The 17,655-nt window shown below is 60.7% G+C and carries 21 protein-coding genes and 1 pseudogene; 13 read left to right on the forward strand and 9 right to left on the reverse strand.

Annotated features, from left to right (window positions below):
* The first annotated feature begins 22 nt into the window (after positions 1-22).
* Genes folM through TU80_RS20875 form a run of 5 tightly spaced genes read left to right on the forward strand, consistent with a single transcriptional unit; the run spans position 23 to position 2,338 of the window.
* Entirely contained in the window at positions 23-733 is a 711-nt protein-coding gene (gene folM, locus TU80_RS20855) for a dihydromonapterin reductase (RefSeq protein WP_017847763.1), read from the forward strand.
* Positions 734-753: 20 nt separating this feature from the next.
* Positions 754-1,314 carry a GTP cyclohydrolase I FolE gene (folE, locus tag TU80_RS20860; protein ID WP_017847762.1) on the forward strand — a complete coding sequence of 187 codons (561 nt, stop codon included), beginning with the start codon at positions 754-756 and terminating at the stop codon, positions 1,312-1,314.
* 2 nt (positions 1,315-1,316) lie between these two features.
* A complete protein-coding gene (gene folX, locus TU80_RS20865) occupies positions 1,317-1,688 on the forward strand; it encodes a dihydroneopterin triphosphate 2'-epimerase (RefSeq protein ID WP_026140129.1) in 372 nt (123 codons plus the stop codon).
* A gap of 22 nt (positions 1,689-1,710) precedes the next feature.
* On the forward strand, positions 1,711-2,007 hold the full coding sequence (locus TU80_RS20870) for a DUF1244 domain-containing protein (protein ID WP_017847760.1): 297 nt from the start codon (positions 1,711-1,713) through the stop codon (positions 2,005-2,007).
* Positions 2,000-2,338, forward strand: a complete 339-nt coding sequence (locus tag TU80_RS20875) for a HopJ type III effector protein (protein WP_017847759.1) — start codon at positions 2,000-2,002, stop codon at positions 2,336-2,338. Before TU80_RS20870 ends, TU80_RS20875 begins: the two co-directional genes overlap by 8 nt.
* 208 nt (positions 2,339-2,546) lie before the next feature.
* On the opposite strand, the gene trxB is transcribed toward TU80_RS20875, so the two are convergent.
* Positions 2,547-3,503, reverse strand: coding sequence for a thioredoxin-disulfide reductase (trxB, locus tag TU80_RS20880; RefSeq protein WP_017847758.1), 957 nt, complete (start codon positions 3,501-3,503; stop codon positions 2,547-2,549).
* 292 nt (positions 3,504-3,795) lie between these two features.
* Here trxB and cysZ point away from each other — a divergent pair, with 292 nt between their 5' ends.
* The 4 genes from cysZ to TU80_RS20905 all read left to right on the forward strand — a co-directional run bounded on the left by cysZ (position 3,796) and on the right by TU80_RS20905 (position 7,618).
* Positions 3,796-4,551 (forward strand): sulfate transporter CysZ, encoded by a 756-nt coding sequence (cysZ, locus tag TU80_RS20885; protein ID WP_017847757.1) that lies wholly within the window; start codon positions 3,796-3,798, stop codon positions 4,549-4,551.
* Positions 4,552-5,232: 681 nt separating this feature from the next.
* A complete protein-coding gene (locus TU80_RS20895) occupies positions 5,233-6,411 on the forward strand; it encodes a glycosyltransferase family 4 protein (RefSeq protein ID WP_017847755.1) in 1,179 nt (392 codons plus the stop codon).
* A 264-nt stretch (positions 6,412-6,675) separates the two neighbouring features.
* Positions 6,676-7,197 carry a chromosomal replication initiator protein DnaA gene (locus TU80_RS20900; protein ID WP_057005286.1) on the forward strand — a complete coding sequence of 174 codons (522 nt, stop codon included), beginning with the start codon at positions 6,676-6,678 and terminating at the stop codon, positions 7,195-7,197.
* A 241-nt stretch (positions 7,198-7,438) separates the two neighbouring features.
* Positions 7,439-7,618 (forward strand): hypothetical protein, encoded by a 180-nt coding sequence (locus TU80_RS20905; RefSeq protein ID WP_032804636.1) that lies wholly within the window; start codon positions 7,439-7,441, stop codon positions 7,616-7,618.
* A gap of 49 nt (positions 7,619-7,667) precedes the next feature.
* Here TU80_RS20905 and TU80_RS20910 read toward each other — a convergent pair whose 3' ends face one another.
* The 7 genes from TU80_RS20910 to rplU form a co-directional block, all read right to left on the reverse strand.
* A complete protein-coding gene (locus tag TU80_RS20910; RefSeq protein ID WP_057005287.1) occupies positions 7,668-8,771 on the reverse strand; it encodes an NADH:flavin oxidoreductase in 1,104 nt (367 codons plus the stop codon).
* Between the two features lie 219 nt (positions 8,772-8,990).
* On the reverse strand, positions 8,991-9,473 hold the full coding sequence (locus tag TU80_RS20915) for a glutathione peroxidase (protein WP_017847752.1): 483 nt from the start codon (positions 9,471-9,473) through the stop codon (positions 8,991-8,993).
* Positions 9,474-9,574: 101 nt separating this feature from the next.
* On the reverse strand, positions 9,575-10,039 hold the full coding sequence (locus tag TU80_RS20920) for a CreA family protein (RefSeq protein ID WP_017847751.1): 465 nt from the start codon (positions 10,037-10,039) through the stop codon (positions 9,575-9,577).
* 16 nt (positions 10,040-10,055) lie between these two features.
* On the reverse strand, positions 10,056-11,174 hold the full coding sequence (gene proB, locus TU80_RS20925) for a glutamate 5-kinase (RefSeq protein WP_057005288.1): 1,119 nt from the start codon (positions 11,172-11,174) through the stop codon (positions 10,056-10,058).
* A gap of 139 nt (positions 11,175-11,313) precedes the next feature.
* Positions 11,314-12,537, reverse strand: coding sequence for an Obg family GTPase CgtA (gene cgtA / locus TU80_RS20930; RefSeq protein ID WP_017847749.1), 1,224 nt, complete (start codon positions 12,535-12,537; stop codon positions 11,314-11,316).
* Positions 12,538-12,730: 193 nt separating this feature from the next.
* A complete protein-coding gene (gene rpmA, locus TU80_RS20935; RefSeq protein ID WP_007901871.1) occupies positions 12,731-13,006 on the reverse strand; it encodes a 50S ribosomal protein L27 in 276 nt (91 codons plus the stop codon).
* A gap of 34 nt (positions 13,007-13,040) precedes the next feature.
* Complete coding sequence (gene rplU / locus TU80_RS20940) at positions 13,041-13,355, reverse strand: 50S ribosomal protein L21 (RefSeq protein ID WP_017847748.1); 315 nt, start codon at positions 13,353-13,355, stop codon at positions 13,041-13,043.
* 239 nt (positions 13,356-13,594) lie between these two features.
* Here rplU and TU80_RS20945 point away from each other — a divergent pair, with 239 nt between their 5' ends.
* The 3 genes from TU80_RS20945 to TU80_RS20955 all read left to right on the forward strand — a co-directional run bounded on the left by TU80_RS20945 (position 13,595) and on the right by TU80_RS20955 (position 15,517).
* Positions 13,595-14,563: a polyprenyl synthetase family protein gene (locus TU80_RS20945; protein ID WP_017847747.1), complete on the forward strand. Its 969-nt coding sequence runs from the start codon at positions 13,595-13,597 to the stop codon at positions 14,561-14,563.
* Between the two features lie 196 nt (positions 14,564-14,759).
* On the forward strand, positions 14,760-15,101 hold the full coding sequence (locus TU80_RS20950) for a zinc ribbon domain-containing protein YjdM (protein ID WP_017847746.1): 342 nt from the start codon (positions 14,760-14,762) through the stop codon (positions 15,099-15,101).
* A gap of 158 nt (positions 15,102-15,259) precedes the next feature.
* Positions 15,260-15,517 (forward strand): PA4570 family protein, encoded by a 258-nt coding sequence (locus TU80_RS20955; protein WP_003194088.1) that lies wholly within the window; start codon positions 15,260-15,262, stop codon positions 15,515-15,517.
* Between the two features lie 135 nt (positions 15,518-15,652).
* On the opposite strand, the gene bamJ is transcribed toward TU80_RS20955, so the two are convergent.
* Positions 15,653-16,270 (reverse strand): BamJ family beta-barrel-assembly machinery protein, encoded by a 618-nt coding sequence (gene bamJ / locus TU80_RS20960; RefSeq protein ID WP_017847745.1) that lies wholly within the window; start codon positions 16,268-16,270, stop codon positions 15,653-15,655.
* 279 nt (positions 16,271-16,549) lie between these two features.
* Between bamJ and TU80_RS34040 the strand changes: the two are divergent.
* A pseudogene (locus TU80_RS34040) lies at positions 16,550-17,614 on the forward strand (methyl-accepting chemotaxis protein); the annotation flags it as partial.
* Positions 17,615-17,655: the final 41 nt, after the last annotated feature.

Genomic DNA, 17,655 nt, shown 5'->3' on the forward strand with positions numbered 1-17,655 from the left:
CTGCCAGCGACTTGAGCCTCCCATGACTGCAACGAACGCCCCGATCCTGATCACCGGCGCCGGCCAGCGCGTCGGCCTGCATTGTGCCGAACGCCTGCTCGACGAGGGCCACTCGGTGCTTTTCAGCTACCGCAGCGAACGCCCCGGCGTGCAGGCGCTACGCGAGCGTGGCGCGATCGGCGTGTTTGCCGACTTCTCCAGCGAAGCCGGGATTCTTGCGTTTATCGCCGAGTTGAAGCGTCATACCCAAAGCCTGCGCGCGATCATCCACAACGCTTCGGCCTGGATCGCGGAAACCCCAGGCGACGAAAGCCGTGCCTTTACCGACATGTTCAGCGTACACATGCTTGCGCCGTACCTGATCAACCTGCATTGTTCACCCTTGCTGCATCGCTCTTCACCCGCCGACATCGTGCATATCAGCGATGATGTGGTGCGCAAGGGCAGCCGCCAGCACATCGCCTACTGCGCCACCAAGGCCGGGCTCGACAGCCTCACGCTGTCGTTTGCCGCGCAGTTTGCGCCGCTGATCAAAGTCAACGGCATCGCCCCGGCGATGGTGATGTTCAACGAAGGCGACGACGCGGCCTACCGTGCCCAGGTACTGGCCAAGTCGGCACTGGGCATCGAGCCCGGGCCCGAGGTGATTTACCAGAGCGTGCGTTACCTGCTGGACAACCCCTACGTCACCGGTACCACCCTGACCGTCAACGGTGGGCGGCATATCAAGTAAGCCGTTTGTGAGGATGTTGTATGACCTTATCCCTGCCCCACCACTATCGCGAGATCCTTAAAGGCCTGGGTGAAGACCCGGAACGCGAAGGCCTGCTCGACACCCCCAAGCGTGCCGCCAAAGCCATGCAATACCTGTGTCATGGCTATGAGCAAAACCTCGAAGAGATCGTCAACGGCGCGCTGTTCGCCTCCGACAATGACGAGATGGTGATCCTCAAGGACATCGAACTGTACTCGCTGTGCGAGCACCACCTGCTACCCTTTATCGGCAAGGCCCATGTGGCCTATATTCCGACCGGCAGAGTGCTGGGCCTGTCGAAGCTGGCGCGCATCGTCGACATGTTCGCGCGGCGCCTGCAGATCCAGGAAAACCTCACGCGGCAAATCGCCGACGCCATCCAGGACGTGACCCAGGCCTCCGGCGTGGCGGTGGTGATCGAAGCCAAGCACATGTGCATGATGATGCGCGGCGTGGAAAAACAGAATTCAACCATGAACACCTCGGTGATGCTCGGCGCGTTCCGCGAGTCGAACACCACGCGCATGGAGTTCCTGCAACTGATTGGACGGAGCAAGTAGCAATGCCACAACTTCAACCAGGCATGGCGCGCATCCGGGTCAAGGACCTGTGCCTGCGCACCTATATCGGCATCAACGAGGATGAAATCCTCAACAAGCAGGATGTGCTGATCAACCTGACCATCCTGTATGCCGCCCAGGACGCCGTGCGCGACAACGATATCGACCACGCGTTGAATTACCGCACCATCACCAAGGCGATCATCGCCCACGTCGAAGGCAACCGCTTCGCCCTGCTGGAGCGCCTGACCCAGGAACTGCTGGACCTGGTGATGAGCAACGAGTCGGTGCTGTACGCCGAAGTCGAAGTGGACAAGCCCCACGCGCTGCGCTTTGCCGAATCGGTTTCGATTACCCTGGCGGCCAGCCGCTAACCCCTGGATTTACGTGAGCCCTATGACCGATCAACAACGCCTCGAACTCGAAGCCGCCGCCTTTCGGCGGCTGGTCGCACACCTGGACAGCCGCAAGGATGTGCAGAATATCGACCTGATGAACCTCGCCGGCTTCTGCCGCAACTGCCTGTCCAAGTGGTACAAGGCCGAGGCCGACGAGCGCCAGATCGCGCTGAGCCTCGATGACGCCCGTGAAGTGGTGTACGGCATGCCGTATGCCGAGTGGAAAGCCCAATACCAGCAAGAAGCCAGCGCCGAACAACAGGCGGCGTTCGCCAAAGGAAAACCCCATGACTGACCTGAACACCCTGCGCGCCAGCCTCGACAGCGGCGAACATCTCTTCGCCGACACCTTGGCCTTCGTTGCCGCCGGTTACGACTACCAGCCGCAAGCCTTCACCAACGGCACCGTGGAAAACGCCGCCGGGCAGAACGAAGGTTCGTGCAAGACCCTGGGCCTGGCCTTGCTGGAAGGGTTGAGCGACCAGCACGCCTTGTTGGCGTTTGGCGAGCATTACCGTTCGGTGGTCGCCACGCCTGAGGGCAGTGACCATGGCAATATTCGGGCGTTGATCGCGCACGGGTTGGCGGGTGTGAAGTTTGACCAGCAACCTCTGACTCGCCGCTGATCCAACGTGCAAACCCGATTTAATGTGGGAGCTGGCTTACCTGCGATGGCGGCGGTAAATCCTGCATAGACGTTGGCTGACACACCGCTATCGCAGGCAAGCCAGCTCCCACAGTGATTGGATTACCAAATTGAGATAGCGATGGATCATCAAATCCCGCGCAAAAAAAACCGGCTTTCGCCGGTTTTTCATTTCAGCGGGTTCAGACCTAAGCGTTCTGCAAACCGTCGAGGTAACGCTCGGCATCCAGGGCCGCCATGCAACCGGCGCCGGCCGAGGTGATGGCCTGGCGGTACACGTGGTCAGCCACGTCACCGGCGGCGAAGATGCCTTCGATGTTGGTCGCCGTGGCATTGCCTTCGCGACCGCCCTGCACCACTAGGTAACCGTCTTTGGCGTCCAGCACACCTTCGAACAGCGAAGTGTTCGGCGTGTGGCCGATGGCGATGAACACGCCGTCGACTGTCAGCTCGTCGAAGCTGCCGTCGTTGTTTTTCAGGCGCGCACCGGTCACGCCCATGTTGTCGCCGAGGACTTCATCCAGGGTGGCGTTGAGCTTGAGGATGATCTTGCCTTCAGCCACACGCGCGTGCAGCTTGTCGATCAGGATCTTCTCGGCGCGGAAGGTTTCGCGACGGTGAATCAGGGTCACGGTGCTGGCGATGTTGGCCAGGTACAGCGCCTCTTCCACGGCCGTGTTGCCACCGCCGACCACGGCGACCGGCTTGTTGCGGTAGAAGAAACCGTCGCACGTCGCGCAGGCGGACACGCCCTTGCCCATGAACGCTTCTTCCGACGGCAGGCCCAGGTAACGGGCGCTGGCGCCGGTCGCGATGATCAGCGCGTCACAGGTGTAGACGCCGCTGTCGCCGGTCAGGCTGTAAGGCTTTTTCGAGAAGTCGACCTGGTTGATGTGGTCAAACACGATCTCGGTTTCGAAGCGCTCGGCGTGCTCTTTCATACGCTCCATCAGCACCGGGCCGGTCAGACCGTGGACGTCGCCCGGCCAGTTGTCGACTTCAGTGGTGGTGGTCAACTGACCGCCCGCCTGCATGCCGGTGATCAGCAGTGGCTTGAGGTTGGCTCGGGCAGCGTAGACGGCAGCGCTGTAACCGGCAGGGCCGGAACCGAGAATAATCACTCGCGAATGACGGGTATCAGACATGACTCGCTCCTGTCGACCGCCCGGACAACAAGGCGGCTGGAATAAAAAAGGACCGCGAAGCACTTGGGGAAGGCTTGAACTCGCAGATCCTGAAAATAATGGGTGCAGCGTATAGAGGGGGGCAAGATTAAGGAAATACGGAATAACAATCCAGCTCATAGGCAGTATCTATGCAGCAGGCCCAGCTGATCGACGCGTTTGTTTCTGCTGATGTCCTGGCATTGCGCGTGCTTTCGTCCTGAAGGCAAAGCCGGTAAGGTCGGCGCGTTCGTCATTCTGCTCGGAGTTCTCCATGCCCGCCCCTGTTCTTTCCGGTCCGCAATACCTGCGTGAAGGCCTCAAACTGGTGTTGAGCCCCGGCCTGCGCCTGTTTGTGCTGCTGCCGCTGGCGATCAACCTGGTGCTGTTCGTCGGCCTGATCTATTTCGCCGGCCATCAGTTCAGCCTGTGGGTCGACGCGTTGATGCCGACGCTGCCCGGCTGGCTGAGTTTCCTCAGCTATATCCTGTGGCCGCTGTTCGTGGTGCTGGTGGTGTTGATGGTGTTTTTCACCTTCACCATGCTCGCCAATGTCATCGCTGCGCCGTTCAACGGTTTTCTCGCGGAGAAAGTTGAAGTGGTGGTGCGTGGCACCGACGATTTCCCGCCGTTCAGTTGGGCCGAGCTGGTGGCGATGGTCCCGCGCACCCTGGCGCGGGAGATGCGCAAGCTGGGCTACTTCCTGCCGCGGGCCATCGGCCTGTTTATCCTGTCGTTCATTCCGGTGGTCAACCTGATCGCCGCGCCGTTGTGGCTGCTGTTCGGCGTGTGGATGATGGCGATCCAATACATCGACTACCCGGCCGACAACCACAAGCTGGGTTGGAACGAAATGCTCGCCTGGCTGCGCCAGAAACGCTGGCAGAGCATGAGCTTCGGCGGCAGCGTCTACCTGGTGCTGCTGGTGCCGGTGGTCAACCTGTTGATGATGCCGGCGGCGGTGGCCGGGGCGACGTTGTTCTGGGTGCGCGAGCAAGGTGCCGAGACGGCGTTGAACACACCGCGATAACGGTACGCTGGCCGGTCGACCGGTGCCGGAACTGATTGTTTTTTGAGGCCACACAACCTGAGCCGACCTTGGGGCAACCGAGGTCGGCAACCAAACCCGTGACAACAGGAGCCTCACAATGATCAGCACGCTTTCCAACCTGCCAACAAACATAGGACTCAGGATCGACCCGCCTCCCATCGGGCCATCCCCCACCCCGCCAACAAACCCAGCACCCAGGCCCGGCCAGCGTCACAAATGGCAGCCATCCCGCCCCCCGTCAAGAAACCCAGCACCCAGGCCCGACGCGCCTCCCAGCGGGCCACCCCGCACCCCACCCAGCGTCCCGCCATCAAAACCAGGACCCTGGTCCGGGCCACTGCTTCCCGACTATCCATCCAGGGACCAGAATACAAAACCAACAGACAGTAGCTCGATCAGCGTGCCCCCAAACGCGAACGGGACTCTGAACCCTGGCGACCGTGAATTCGGCCCGCAAAATAAAGTGCTCGGTGTGCAAGATACGAGCTATGTCACGCCGTCTAAAATCACCTTCTGAGCCCCCCAGGCCAGCGATCTGCACAGAGCCGAAGGGCTCTGTGCTTAAAGGATTGGCGCATTGCCGCCTGCCGCCAATGCCCGTCATAAATCCATCATCTGTATGACACATCGGCGACACAGCCCACAGCGACACTGTGGGTCATGACGACAGCTTCGCTTCACATCACTCTGATTACCGAAACCTTCCCGCCAGAGATCAACGGGGTGGCCAATACATTGGGTCGCCTGTGCGAGGGTTTGCGCGCGCGCGGCCATCAGGTCGAACTGGTGCGCCCGCGCCAAGGCATTGACCAAAGCCGCCCCAGCGACAACGAATTGCTGCTGTGCCGCGGTTGGCCGTTGCCCGGCTATCCAGGCCTGCAATGGGGCCAGTCGTCGATGCACAAGCTGCTGCGCCGCTGGACACGCCAACGCCCGGATGTGCTGTACATCGCCACAGAAGGACCGCTCGGGTTGTCGGCACTACGTGCAGCGCGTCGCTTGGGGATCAGCGTGGTCAGCGGTTTTCACACCAATTTCCAGCAGTACTCGAACCAGTACGGCCTGAGCATGTTGAGCCGCGTGGTCACGCACTACCTGCGCTGGTTTCACAACCGCTCGACCTTGACCCTAGTACCCAGCGCCAGCCAACGCCTGGAGCTGGAGCGCCGCCACTTCGAACGCCTGGGGATGTTGTCGCGCGGGGTCGACAGCCAGTTGTTCCACCCGGCCAAGCGCGATAACGCCTTGCGCGAAAGCTGGGGCCTGGGCAATGACGATATTGCAGTGCTGCACGTCGGGCGCCTGGCGCAGGAAAAGAACCTGGGCATGCTCAAGCGCTGCTTCGATGCCTTGCGCAGTACTTATCCACAGCGTCGCCTGCAACTGATCGTGGTCGGCGACGGACCGCAACGCGCGTTGCTCGAGCACGACCTGCCGCACGCCATATTCTGCGGCACCCAGCGCGGCGAAGAACTGGCGCGACACTACGCCTCGGGAGACCTGTTCCTGTTTCCCAGCCTGACCGAAACCTTCGGCAACGTGGTGTTGGAAGCCATGGCCTCCGGGCTCGCGGTGGTGGCATATGACCAGGCGGCCGCGACCCAGCATATCCGCCACGGTTACAACGGCGTGCTGGCGATGCCCGGCGATGAGGAAGCGTTCTGCGACGCGGCCAATTGGCTGCTGGAAGATCGCGAGCATTTGCGCAGGGCCCGCCTCAATGCGCGCCATCATGCCAGTCACCAGGGCTGGCCGGCGATCATCGAGCAGTTCGAGAACCAGTTACGCGATGTGTGCGCAGAACCGTTGGCCGCTCCAACGCAGCCTTATGTTCGTTGAACGATCTGCGAATAACGTCAGTTAGTTCGCCTTCCCTCCAGCCTTCCCCCTGAATAACGGCTTCAACATTAGGATTTTTTACCTGAAGCCATCGGAGTCGGCACGCCACAACAGGATATTTCCGGAACGTCGCGCGATTTATCGCCACCTACATGACACCTGCCAAGGAAGAGGTGTCTGTCTCTGGACGCACTCAAAAAAGGCAGGTCATTCATGATGAAACATTAATTAGAGAGCACTATGTCGACACTGATAAATGGATCAATGGCGCTGCGATTCCAACCGTTCAACACGCCCACTCAAGGGCCGACAGACACCTGCCCATCCAACAGCGCCCAGTACGATCACGGACGACCGTCACACCCACAACCCTATAACGCGAACCACGGCTGGAACCGCCCGCAGCCGGCACGTCCGGGCAACCAGTGGCAACGCCCGCAACCGTCGCGCCCTGGAAACGATTGGCAGCCGCCGCAGAACGACTGGCAGCGCCCGCCACAGAACGGCGGCTATCGCCCGCAACCCACACACCCTGGAAACAACTGGCAGCCGCCGCAGAATGACTGGCAGCGTCCGCCACACAACGATGGCTATCGCCCGCAACCCACACGCCCGGAAAACAACTGGCAGCCGCCGCAGAATCAATGGGAACGTCCGCACAACGGCGGCGGCTATCGCCCACAGTTCACTGACCGCCCGTCAACGCATGACGGTCAAGCATCCTACGCCACCACGCAATATGCAGCGGTCCATTCCGAACGGGCGGAAGATGCCTACTACGGTTAATCCGGATAGGCCAACAACAAGACAATAGGCCTTGAAAAACCCAACGCGCTGAAAACCGGCGGGAGGCCGGGCGCTGTCTACCCGGCCTCCCGCCCGAGCTAGCGGACCGTGTTGCACACCGATTGCCATAGGTTGCGCAAGGTTTACTCGATATTTCCCCCTGGAACGGCGAACGGTGGATGACCAATCATTGATACCTGCTGCTAACGCAGGTCCCTTAGATCAATGGAGACCCTGAGATATGGCAATTTACGGAATGGGAGTGCGCAATGGCATCAACATGCCAACCGCAGAGTGGACGCGTCAGCAACAATGGCTGGATCAGTCTCGAGCAGCACCGCCCACTTATGACCAGGCTGCGCGCCAAGACGGGCACAAGACCGATCACCGCCAGGAGCTGCGCAAGTCAGTAGAGTATTGACCGCTCCAACTGAACAGCTCCCGGTGGCAACCACCGGGAGCCCGGCCCGTTACACCAGGGTCGTCAACGCCTCTCGACTGAACGGCAGGATGTCGCCCTCGCGGTGTTCGCGGACCTTCACCGCCCAATCCGGGTCCACCAGCAGGGCACGGCCGACGGCGACCAGGTCAAACTCATCGTTGTTCAAACGCTCCAGCAGCTTCTCCAGGCTGGCCGGTTGCGCAACCTTGTCAGTGTTGACCATAAACTGCAGGAACTCGCCATCCAGGCCGACGCTGCCGACAGTGATGGTCGGCTTGCCGGTGAGCTGGCGGGTCCAGCCGGCCAGGTTGAGGTTGGAACCTTCGAACTCCGGCTCCCAGAAGCGCCGGGTAGAGCAGTGGAAAATATCCACGCCGGCGTCGGACAGCGGCTTGAGAAACTCGCCCAAAGCCTCGGGGGTTTGCACCAGGCGCGCGGTGTAGTCCTGCTGCTTCCACTGGGAAAAACGCAGGATGATCGGAAAATCCGAGCCGACGGCGGCACGAATGGCCTGGATCAGTTCGATGGCAAAACGCGAACGGTTGGCCAGGCTGCCGCCGTATTCGTCGCTGCGCTGGTTGCTGCCTTCCCAGAAGAACTGGTCCACCAGGTAACCATGGGCGCCATGGATCTCCACACCGTCCATGCCGATGCGCTGGGCGTCCCTGGCTGCCTGGGCGAAGGCGGCAATCACGTCCTTGATGTCCTGATGGGTCATGCCGTGGACAACCACGTTGCCATCCTTGAGTTTTTCCATCGGTCCGTAGGCCGGTACGCTGGCATCCGGCTCGGTACCGATGCGGCGCACGCTGCCCACATGCCACAACTGCGGGACGATCTTGCCGCCTTCGGCATGCACGGCATCGACCACTTTCTTCCAGCCCGCCAGCGCCGCTTCACCATAGAAGTGCGGGACATTGGGATAGCCGTTGGACGCCGGGTGATCGACCACGGTGCCTTCGGTGATGATCAGGCCCACACCCGCCGCGGCACGGCGGCGGTAGTACTCGATGACCTTGGAATTGGGGACGCCGCCCGGGGAAAACGAACGGGTCATCGGCGCCATTACCACACGACTCGACAGTTGCAGCGTTCCGAGGTGGAACGGTTTGAACAAGGCTTGGACAGGCATGGCAACACTCCACGAAAGACGGTTTTTATGATGCCGATAATATGGCGCGTGCAGCGTGCTGAGTAGCACTATTGATCAGGGTGATTAAGGCTTAGAAATGCCGGACACCTGTAGGAGCGAGCTGGCTCGCGAAAATCGTCAACGATAACGCGTTCATACTGGATCAACGCGGTGCGCCTGGATTTTTCGCGAGCACGCTCACGCCTACAGTTCAGGGGATCAGCTCAGGGCTTTTTCGATGGCCTGGACGACGGCCGGATCATCCGGTGCCGTTCGCGGCGAGAAACGCGCAAGCACCCGCCCGTCTTTGCCCAGCAGGAATTTCTCGAAGTTCCAGGTGATGTCCCCGGGAAACTCGGCGCCCTCGCCCGCCAATAAGCGGTACAACTGGTGACGCTCAGGGCCGTTCACATCGAGTTTGCTGCCCAGCGGAAAGCTCACCCCGTAATTGAGGCTGCAGAATTCCTGGATGTCTTTCTCGGTCCCCGGTTCCTGGCCCGCAAACTGGTTGCAGGGCAGGCCGAGTACGGTAAACCCCTGGTCCTTGTACTGCTGATAGAGGTTTTCCAACGCCGCGTATTGCGGGGTCAAGCCACATTTGGAGGCCACGTTGACCACCAGCACAACTTTGCCCTTGAAGGGCGCCAGTGGCAGCTCTTGTCCGTCCAACGCTTTGAGTTTCAGGTCGTGGAAAGCACTCATGACGAACTCCAGATATCCCATGTTCTTTGCATTGCGGCTCTTCGAGATTACAACCCGCAAGCCTGCAATCATAGACGCCGATTACAAAACTCGCCTGCGGATCACTGCGCGGTCGGCCACGGCAAAATCGGAATCGCGGTAACGGCGTTCTGCGGGCTGCCTTCGATCAGGCGGTCGCTGTAGACCAGGTACACCAGGGTATTGCGCTTCTTGTCGAGGAAGCGCACCACCTGCATGGTCTTGAACACCAGCGACGTGCGTTCCTTGAACACTTCGTCGCCATCCTTGAGTTCTCCCTTGAAGCGGATCGGCCCGACCTGGCGGCAGGCAATCGACGCCTCGGAGCGGTCTTCGGCCAGGCCCAGGCCGCCTTTGACGCCGCCGGTCTTGGCGCGGGACAGGTAGCAGGTCACGCCATCGACCTTGGGGTCATCGAAGGCTTCGACCACGATCCGGTCGTTGGGGCCGACAAACTTGAACACCGTCGACACCTGGCCGATCTCTTCGGCCGACGCCAGCAACGGCATGGCCAACAGCAGGCCGAGCAATCCCTTCATCACACGCATCGTGTATTCCTTTCGTTTAAACCAGAATCAGGTTGTCGCGGTGGACCAGTTCCGGTTCCGCCATGTAACCCAACAGACCGACAATCGCCTCAGACGACTGCCCGATGATTTTCTGCGCTTCCAGCGCGCTATAGTTGGCCAGGCCGCGGGCGATCTCACGACCGTCCGGCGCCACGCACACCACCATCTCGCCACGGCGGAAGCTGCCCTGCACCAACTTGACGCCCACCGGCAGCAGGCTCTTGTGACCCAGGGACAACGCCGCCACGGCACCATCGTCGAGTACCAGGGTGCCGCGGGTCTGTAAATGCCCGGCCAGCCACTGCTTGCGCGCGGCCAGCATGCCGCGTTCCGGCGACAGCAGCGTACCGATGCGCTCACCGGCCTTGAGGCGGTCGAGCACGCGCTCCAGGCGCCCGCCGACGATGATCGTGTGGGCACCCGAACGCGCCGCCAGGCGCGCCGCACGCAGCTTGGTCTGCATGCCGCCACGGCCCAGCGCGCCGCCGACGCTGCCGGCCACGGCGTCCAGCGCCGGGTCATCGGCGCGGGCTTCGTAGATCAATTTGGCGTCGGGGTTGGTGCGCGGGTCGGCGTCGAACATACCGTCACGGTCGGTGAGGATCACCAACAGGTCGGCTTCCACCAGGTTGGCCACCAGGGCGGCCAGGGTGTCGTTGTCGCCGAAACGGATTTCGTCGGTGACCACCGTGTCGTTTTCGTTGATCACCGGGATCGCCTTGAGCTCCACCAGCGCGCGCAACGTACTGCGGGCGTTGAGGTAGCGCTTGCGGTCGGACAGGTCGTCGTGGGTCAGCAGGATCTGCGCGGTGTGAAGGCCGTGCTCGGCGAAGCTGGATTCCCAGGCTTGCACCAGGCCCATCTGACCAATGGCGGCAGCGGCTTGCAGTTCGTGCATCGCGCTGGGTCGCGCGGTCCAGCCGAGGCGGCTCATCCCGGCGGCAACCGCTCCGGACGAGACCAGCACCAACTCGACGCCGGCCTCATGCAAGGCCACCATCTGCTCGACCCACACGCTCATGGCTGCGCGATCCAGCCCTTTGCCATCCGCCGTCAGCAACGCACTTCCGATCTTTACGACCCAGCGCTGCGCACCTGTCACTTTGCTCCGCATCATCTTCAACCTTAGTTAGAGGGCGGGACGCGACCCAGCGCCGCCCATAACGTTATTCGTGACTACATTCGTGACTGCAGGTATCCCCAGATACCAAAACGCCGCTCGAGTGAGCGGCGCTTAAGTTTACTGCAACGAATCAGTCGCGCACGTAAATGATTTCCGGACCGTCTTCATCATCCACGTCTTCTTCGTCCCAATCATCGTCGCCGATGTCATGGACCGACTTCACGCCGCTGCGGCGCAAGGCACGCTGGTCGTCCAGGGCTTGCAGCTGGGCGCGGGCTTCGTCTTCGATGCGCTGGTCGAGCTCGGCGAGTTCGGCCTTGAACACCGGGTCGGCCGCCAGGCGGTCGGCGCGGTCTTCCAGGTAACGCATGATGTCGCGGGTCAGGCGTTCGGTGCCTTCTTTGGCGATGGCCGAGATCACGTAGACCGGACCGGTCCACTCCAGGCGATCGACGATTTCCTTGACGCGCTCCTCGTGCTCTTCCTCGAGGATCTGGTCGCACTTGTTCAGCACCAGCCAGCGATCACGCTCAGCCAGGGACGGGCTGAACTTGGTCAGTTCGTTGACGATCACTTCGGCGGCGTCCGGTGCGCTGGTGTCATCCAGCGGCGCCATGTCGACGAGGTGCAGCAGCAAACGGGTACGCGACAAGTGCTTGAGGAAACGGATACCCAGGCCCGCACCTTCGGAAGCCCCTTCGATCAGGCCGGGAATGTCGGCGATCACGAAGCTTTTCCAACGGTCGACGCTGACCACGCCCAGGTTTGGCACCAGGGTGGTGAACGGGTAGTCGGCGACTTTCGGCTTGGCGGCCGAGACCGAGCGGATGAAGGTACTTTTGCCGGCGTTCGGCAGGCCCAACAGGCCCACGTCGGCCAGTACTTTCATTTCCAGTTTGAGGTCACGCTGCTCGCCCGGCTTGCCTGGCGTGGTCTGGCGTGGCGCACGGTTGGTACTGGACTTGAAACGGGTGTTACCCAGACCGTGCCAGCCGCCCTGCACAACCATCAGCTTCTGGCCGGCCTTGGTCAGGTCGCCGATCACTTCCTGGGTCGCGGAGTCGATGATCGTGGTGCCGACCGGTACGCGCAGCACCATGTCTTCACCTTTTTTACCGGTGCAATCGGTGCTGCCGCCGTTGGAACCACGCTCGGCATCGAAGTGCCGGGTGTAACGGTAGTCCACCAGGGTGTTGAGGTTTTCGTCGGCCATCATGTAGATGGAACCGCCGTCACCGCCGTCACCGCCGTTGGGGCCACCGTTTTCGATGAATTTTTCGCGACGGAAACTCATGCAACCGTTACCGCCGTCGCCTGCTTTTACTCGGATGGAAACTTCATCAACGAACTTCATAACAAAACGCCTCTCGCCGCACGGACGAGCTTAAGAAACCAAGACATAAGACTCTTGCAAAAATGAGCGCAGCGACCTCAATCAACGACCGCGAATCCAGCGCTTGAGCTCATTACAAACAGCTTTGCAAGAGACTCACTCCACAAACGAAAAAGCCCCGTCGCGAGACAGGGCTTTTCCAGCAACTACGTAATTATGCCGCGACGACGTCAGTCTTCGGGACGATGCTCACGTAACGGCGACCGAAGGCGCCTTTTACTTCGAACTTGATCACGCCGTCGATTTTAGCGAACAGAGTGTGATCTTTACCCATGCCAACACCGTAACCGGCGTGGAATTGGGTGCCGCGCTGACGCACGATGATGTTGCCCGGAATGATAACCTGGCCGCCATACATCTTCACGCCAAGGCGTTTGGCTTCTGAGTCGCGACCGTTACGGGTACTACCACCAGCTTTTTTGTGTGCCATGAGTCAATTCTCCTAGTGAGGAATTAGGCTGAAATTAAGCCTGAATACCGGTGATTTTGATCTCGGTGTACCACTGGCGGTGGCCCATACGCTTCATGTGGTGCTTACGACGACGGAACTTGATGATGCGGACTTTATCGTGACGACCTTGGGAGATCACTTCAGCCACAACGGTAGCGCCAGCAACAACTGGAGCGCCAATGTTCACGTCATCGCCATTGGCGACCAACAGAACGCGATCAAAAGTCACGGAGTCGCCGGTAGCGAGTTCCAGTTTTTCGATCTTCAGGTATTCACCTGGGGCGACCTTGTATTGCTTGCCACCAGTAACAATTACTGCGTACGACATGGTATTTCTCCGATAATCCTGCTCACCCAGCGCTTTATAAGAAGAGGTATTGGCTGGCATGGCTGCATGGGATGGACGTCCCGAATGCAATTGCGTAAGGCAGGTGCTGCCCAGGAAGTTCAGGGTGCGCGATTGTACGCAAGGCGCGGATACGTTGCAAGAGGCCGTCTATCGCGCCTTGACACTGCGGGGTCAGGGTCCTAGCATGCCGCGCAACCCTTCTGGAGCGACTGTCGCTGATGCAACCCCAAGCTTTCTACCGCGCGGTCGCGGACGATTTTAGCGCCGTCGACGGCATCATCAAGCAGCAGCTGACGTCTAAAGTGCCGCTGGTCTCCAAAATTGGCGACTACATTACGTCGGCGGGCGGCAAACGCCTGCGTCCTTTATTAGTGTTGCTGTGCGGCAAGGCCCTGGGCCGCGAAGGCGATGACCTGCGCCTGCTGGCTGCCACCATCGAGTTCCTGCACACCGCAACCCTGCTGCACGACGACGTGGTTGACATGTCCGGCATGCGCCGTGGTCGCGAGACCGCCAACGCGATGTGGGGCAACGCCCCGAGCGTGCTGGTCGGCGACTTCCTGTACTCGCGCTCGTTCGAAATGATGGTCGAACTGGGCTCGATGCCGGTGATGAAGATTCTTTCACAGGCCACGCGCATCATTGCCGAAGGCGAAGTGTTGCAGTTGTCAAAGGTGCGTGACGCCAGCACCACCGAAGAAACCTACATGGAAGTGATTCGCGGCAAAACCGCGATGCTCTTCGAAGCCTCGACCCACAGCGCCGCCGCCCTGTGCCAAGCCACGGCCGAGCAGGCCGAAGCCCTGCGCACCTTCGGCGACCACCTGGGCGTGGCGTTCCAACTGGTGGACGACCTGCTCGACTACCGTGGCGACGCCGAGACCCTGGGCAAGAACGTCGGCGACGACCTGGCCGAGGGCAAGCCGACCTTGCCGCTGATCTACACCATGCGCGAAGGCACGCCGGAACAGGCGGCCCTGGTACGCAAGGCGATCCAGAAAGGCGGGATCGAAGACCTGGAAAGCATCCGCGCCGCCGTGGAAGCCTCCGGCGCCCTGGACTACACCGCCCACCTGGCGCGTGACTACGTGGCCCGTGCGATCAAGTGCCTGGACGCCCTCCCCGCCAGCGAATACCGGGACGCCCTGGTCGAGCTGAGCGAGTTCGCGGTCGCGCGCACGCACTAGAAATACCAAATGTGGGAGGGGGCTTGCCCCCGATAGCGGTGGATCAGTCAACTTATGCTTAGACTGAAATACCGCCATCGGGGGCAAGCCCCCTCCCACATTTAGTTTGTATTACCAATCCAAGACCGCGCCCTGTCTTCCTACAATTCCCTATATAATGTGCGACTTTAGCCATCCTGACCTTTAAGGAGCTTTAGTGAGCACGTTGCCACCCTGCCCGAAATGCAATTCCGAATTCACCTACGAAGACGGCGCCCAACTGATCTGCCCGGAATGCGCCCATGAGTGGTCCGCCACTGGCGAGGCCGAAGTGGCCAGCGATGAAACCGTGAAGAAAGACTCTGTAGGCAACGTCCTGCAGGACGGCGACACCATCACCGTGATCAAAGACCTCAAGGTCAAGGGCACCTCCCTGGTGGTCAAGGTCGGCACCAAGGTCAAGAACATCCGCCTGTGCGACGGCGACCACGATATCGACTGCAAGATCGACGGTATCGGCCCGATGAAACTCAAGTCCGAGTTCGTCCGCAAGGTCTGATCCTGCTGCTTCCATCCCGCGCCCGCCGCGGGATGGCGTTTCGCCCTGGCTGTTGATCCCTCGCACGACCCACGCAGAAAAATCCGCAAACCGCCAATAGGCACTTGCTATTCTACGAATAAGAATTATTCTCATTGAAACCCATCAAGGAGAACGACATGACTTATTTGATAGATGCCTGGCTGGACCGCCCACACCCTTACCTGCGCATCCTCCATCGGGAAACCGGGGAAGTCTGTGCGGTGCTGGAGGAAGAAGCGCTGAACGAACTGCAGGACCAGGGCGACCTGGACGTGAATGGCCTGAGTTCCAGTGAACCCGGTGTACTGAAGGAAGTGGTGCGCAACCTGTTTCTGTTCTGCTATGCCCGAGCATTGCGCCCGGCGACGGAACTCAATGGCAAGTTTCACCCATGAGCGACCGCGCAAAACCCTGTAGGAGCGAGCTTGCTCGCGAAGAACGCACAAGCAACGCGTTCATCCAGGATGCTCGCGTCATCGTTGACGTTTGTCGCAAGCAAGCTCGTTCCTACAGGTAATCAAAAGCAGGTCTTACAGAACGTCGAGCAGCTCGACGTCGAATACCAGAACGCTGTGCGGCGGAATGCTGCCAACGCCTTGAGCGCCGTAAGCCAGTTCGCTCGGCACGAACAGGCGCCATTTGCTGCCGGCATTCATCAGTTGCAGGGCTTCGGTCCAGCCGGCGATCACGCCGCCAACCGGGAATTCTGCAGGCTGGCCGCGCTCGTAGGAACTGTCGAACACCGTGCCGTCGATCAGGGTGCCGTGGTAGTGAGTACGCACTTGGTCTTCACGGGTCGGCTTGGCGCCTTCACCGGCAGTCAGCACTTCGAATTGCAGGCCGGAAGCCAGAGTGGTGATGCCGTCACGCTTGGCGTTTTCCGCCAGGAACGCCAGGCCCTCGCCTGCAGCCGCTTCCGCCTTGGCAGCCGCTTCGGCTTGCATGATTTCGCGGATGACCTTGAAGCTCGCGGCCATTTGCTCTTGATCAACACGGCTTGGCTTGCCGGCGAACGCGTCGGTCAGGCCGGCCAGGATTGCGTCCAGGCTCACGCCCGGTGGCGGGTTGTCGCGCAGTTGGTCGCCCAACTGACGGCCGATACCGTAGCTGACGCGGGTTTCGTCGGTGGACAGATTAACTTCGGACATGAAGAGGCTCCGCTGTAGGGCAGCGCTGAAAACACGGTTTTCCCGCACCGCCCAGAACTAAAAGGGCCAGCAGACTAGCACAGAATGCGCGTGCGGAATGAGCCCCGCCCACGTCATGCCTACCTGGCGCCGATGCTCGGTGATGCAGGGTCCCGTACATCGCGCGGACGAATTAATCGTTTCAGTTTCCCCTGTGCCCGCCGATATGGCCTAAACACCTTGGCTGGCTCAAACAACAACACCGTCCAGCAGACAAACATCATTTTTGCGGAGCACTCGATGAACAGCTGGTTCGGTAACATCAGCGTCAACCTCAAACTGGGCCTGGGCTTCGGCCTGGTGCTTGTCCTCACCTCGATCCTGGCGCTGACCGGCTGGACCAGCCTCGGCGGCCTGATCGACCGTAGCAACTGGATGAGCGACATCACCCAGCTCAACGCCTCCCTGACCAAGCTGCGCATCGTGCGCCTGCAATACATGCTGGCCAACGGCGATGAAAGCGTGGCGCAGAACGTACAAACCAGCCTGGATGCCTTCGCCGCCCAGCAGCAAACACTCCTGGACAGCTTCAAGAGCCCGGACAACGTCAAACTGCTCAACGAGCAGAAAGCCGTCATCACGGCGTATCAGCAATCGCTGAACAAAATGCGTGAGGCCTACCGTACCGGCAATGCTGCGCGCCAGGTCATGGGCGATAAGGCCGACATCGCCAACGCCCAGATCGACGCACTGGACAGCAGTGTGCAGCAGACGCCCGACAACCCCGAGCGCTTCACCCAGTACCAGGCCGTGACTCATGCCAAACAAGAGTTCCAGTTGGCCCGCTACGAAGTGCGCGGCTACACCGGCAACGTCAACGCCGACACCGAAGCCCGCGCCGCCGCCCAGATCGAAAAAGCCATCAACGGCTTGAAAGGCCTCGGCGCGGCGTTCGGCGGCAGCCAACAGGTCGCGCTCAGCGCCCTGGAAAGCGCGCTCGGCGCCTATCGCAGTGCGGTGCAGAACTACAAGGCGGCTAACGCCAATATCGTCGCCGCGCGCGCCGAAATGACCACCCAAGGGGCGGATATCGTCACCATCAGCGATAAGCTCTACGACATCCAGCTCGCCCGCCGCGACGCCGAAAGCGCCCAAGCCCGCAGCCTGCAATTGATCAGCACGCTGCTCGCGTTACTGGTCGGCATCGTCGCGGCACTGGTGATCACCCGCCAGATCACACGCCCGATCCAGGAAACCCTGGCCGTGGTCGAGCGCATTGCCTCCGGCGACCTGAGCCACAATATCCAGGTCACCCGCCGCGATGAACTGGGCGTACTGCAACAAGGCATCCAGCGCATGGGCACGACCCTGCGCGAGTTGATCAGCGGTATTCGCGACGGCGTAAC

The sequence above is a fragment of the Pseudomonas veronii genome, from assembly GCF_001439695.1.
Lineage (GTDB): Bacteria > Pseudomonadota > Gammaproteobacteria > Pseudomonadales > Pseudomonadaceae > Aquipseudomonas > Aquipseudomonas veronii.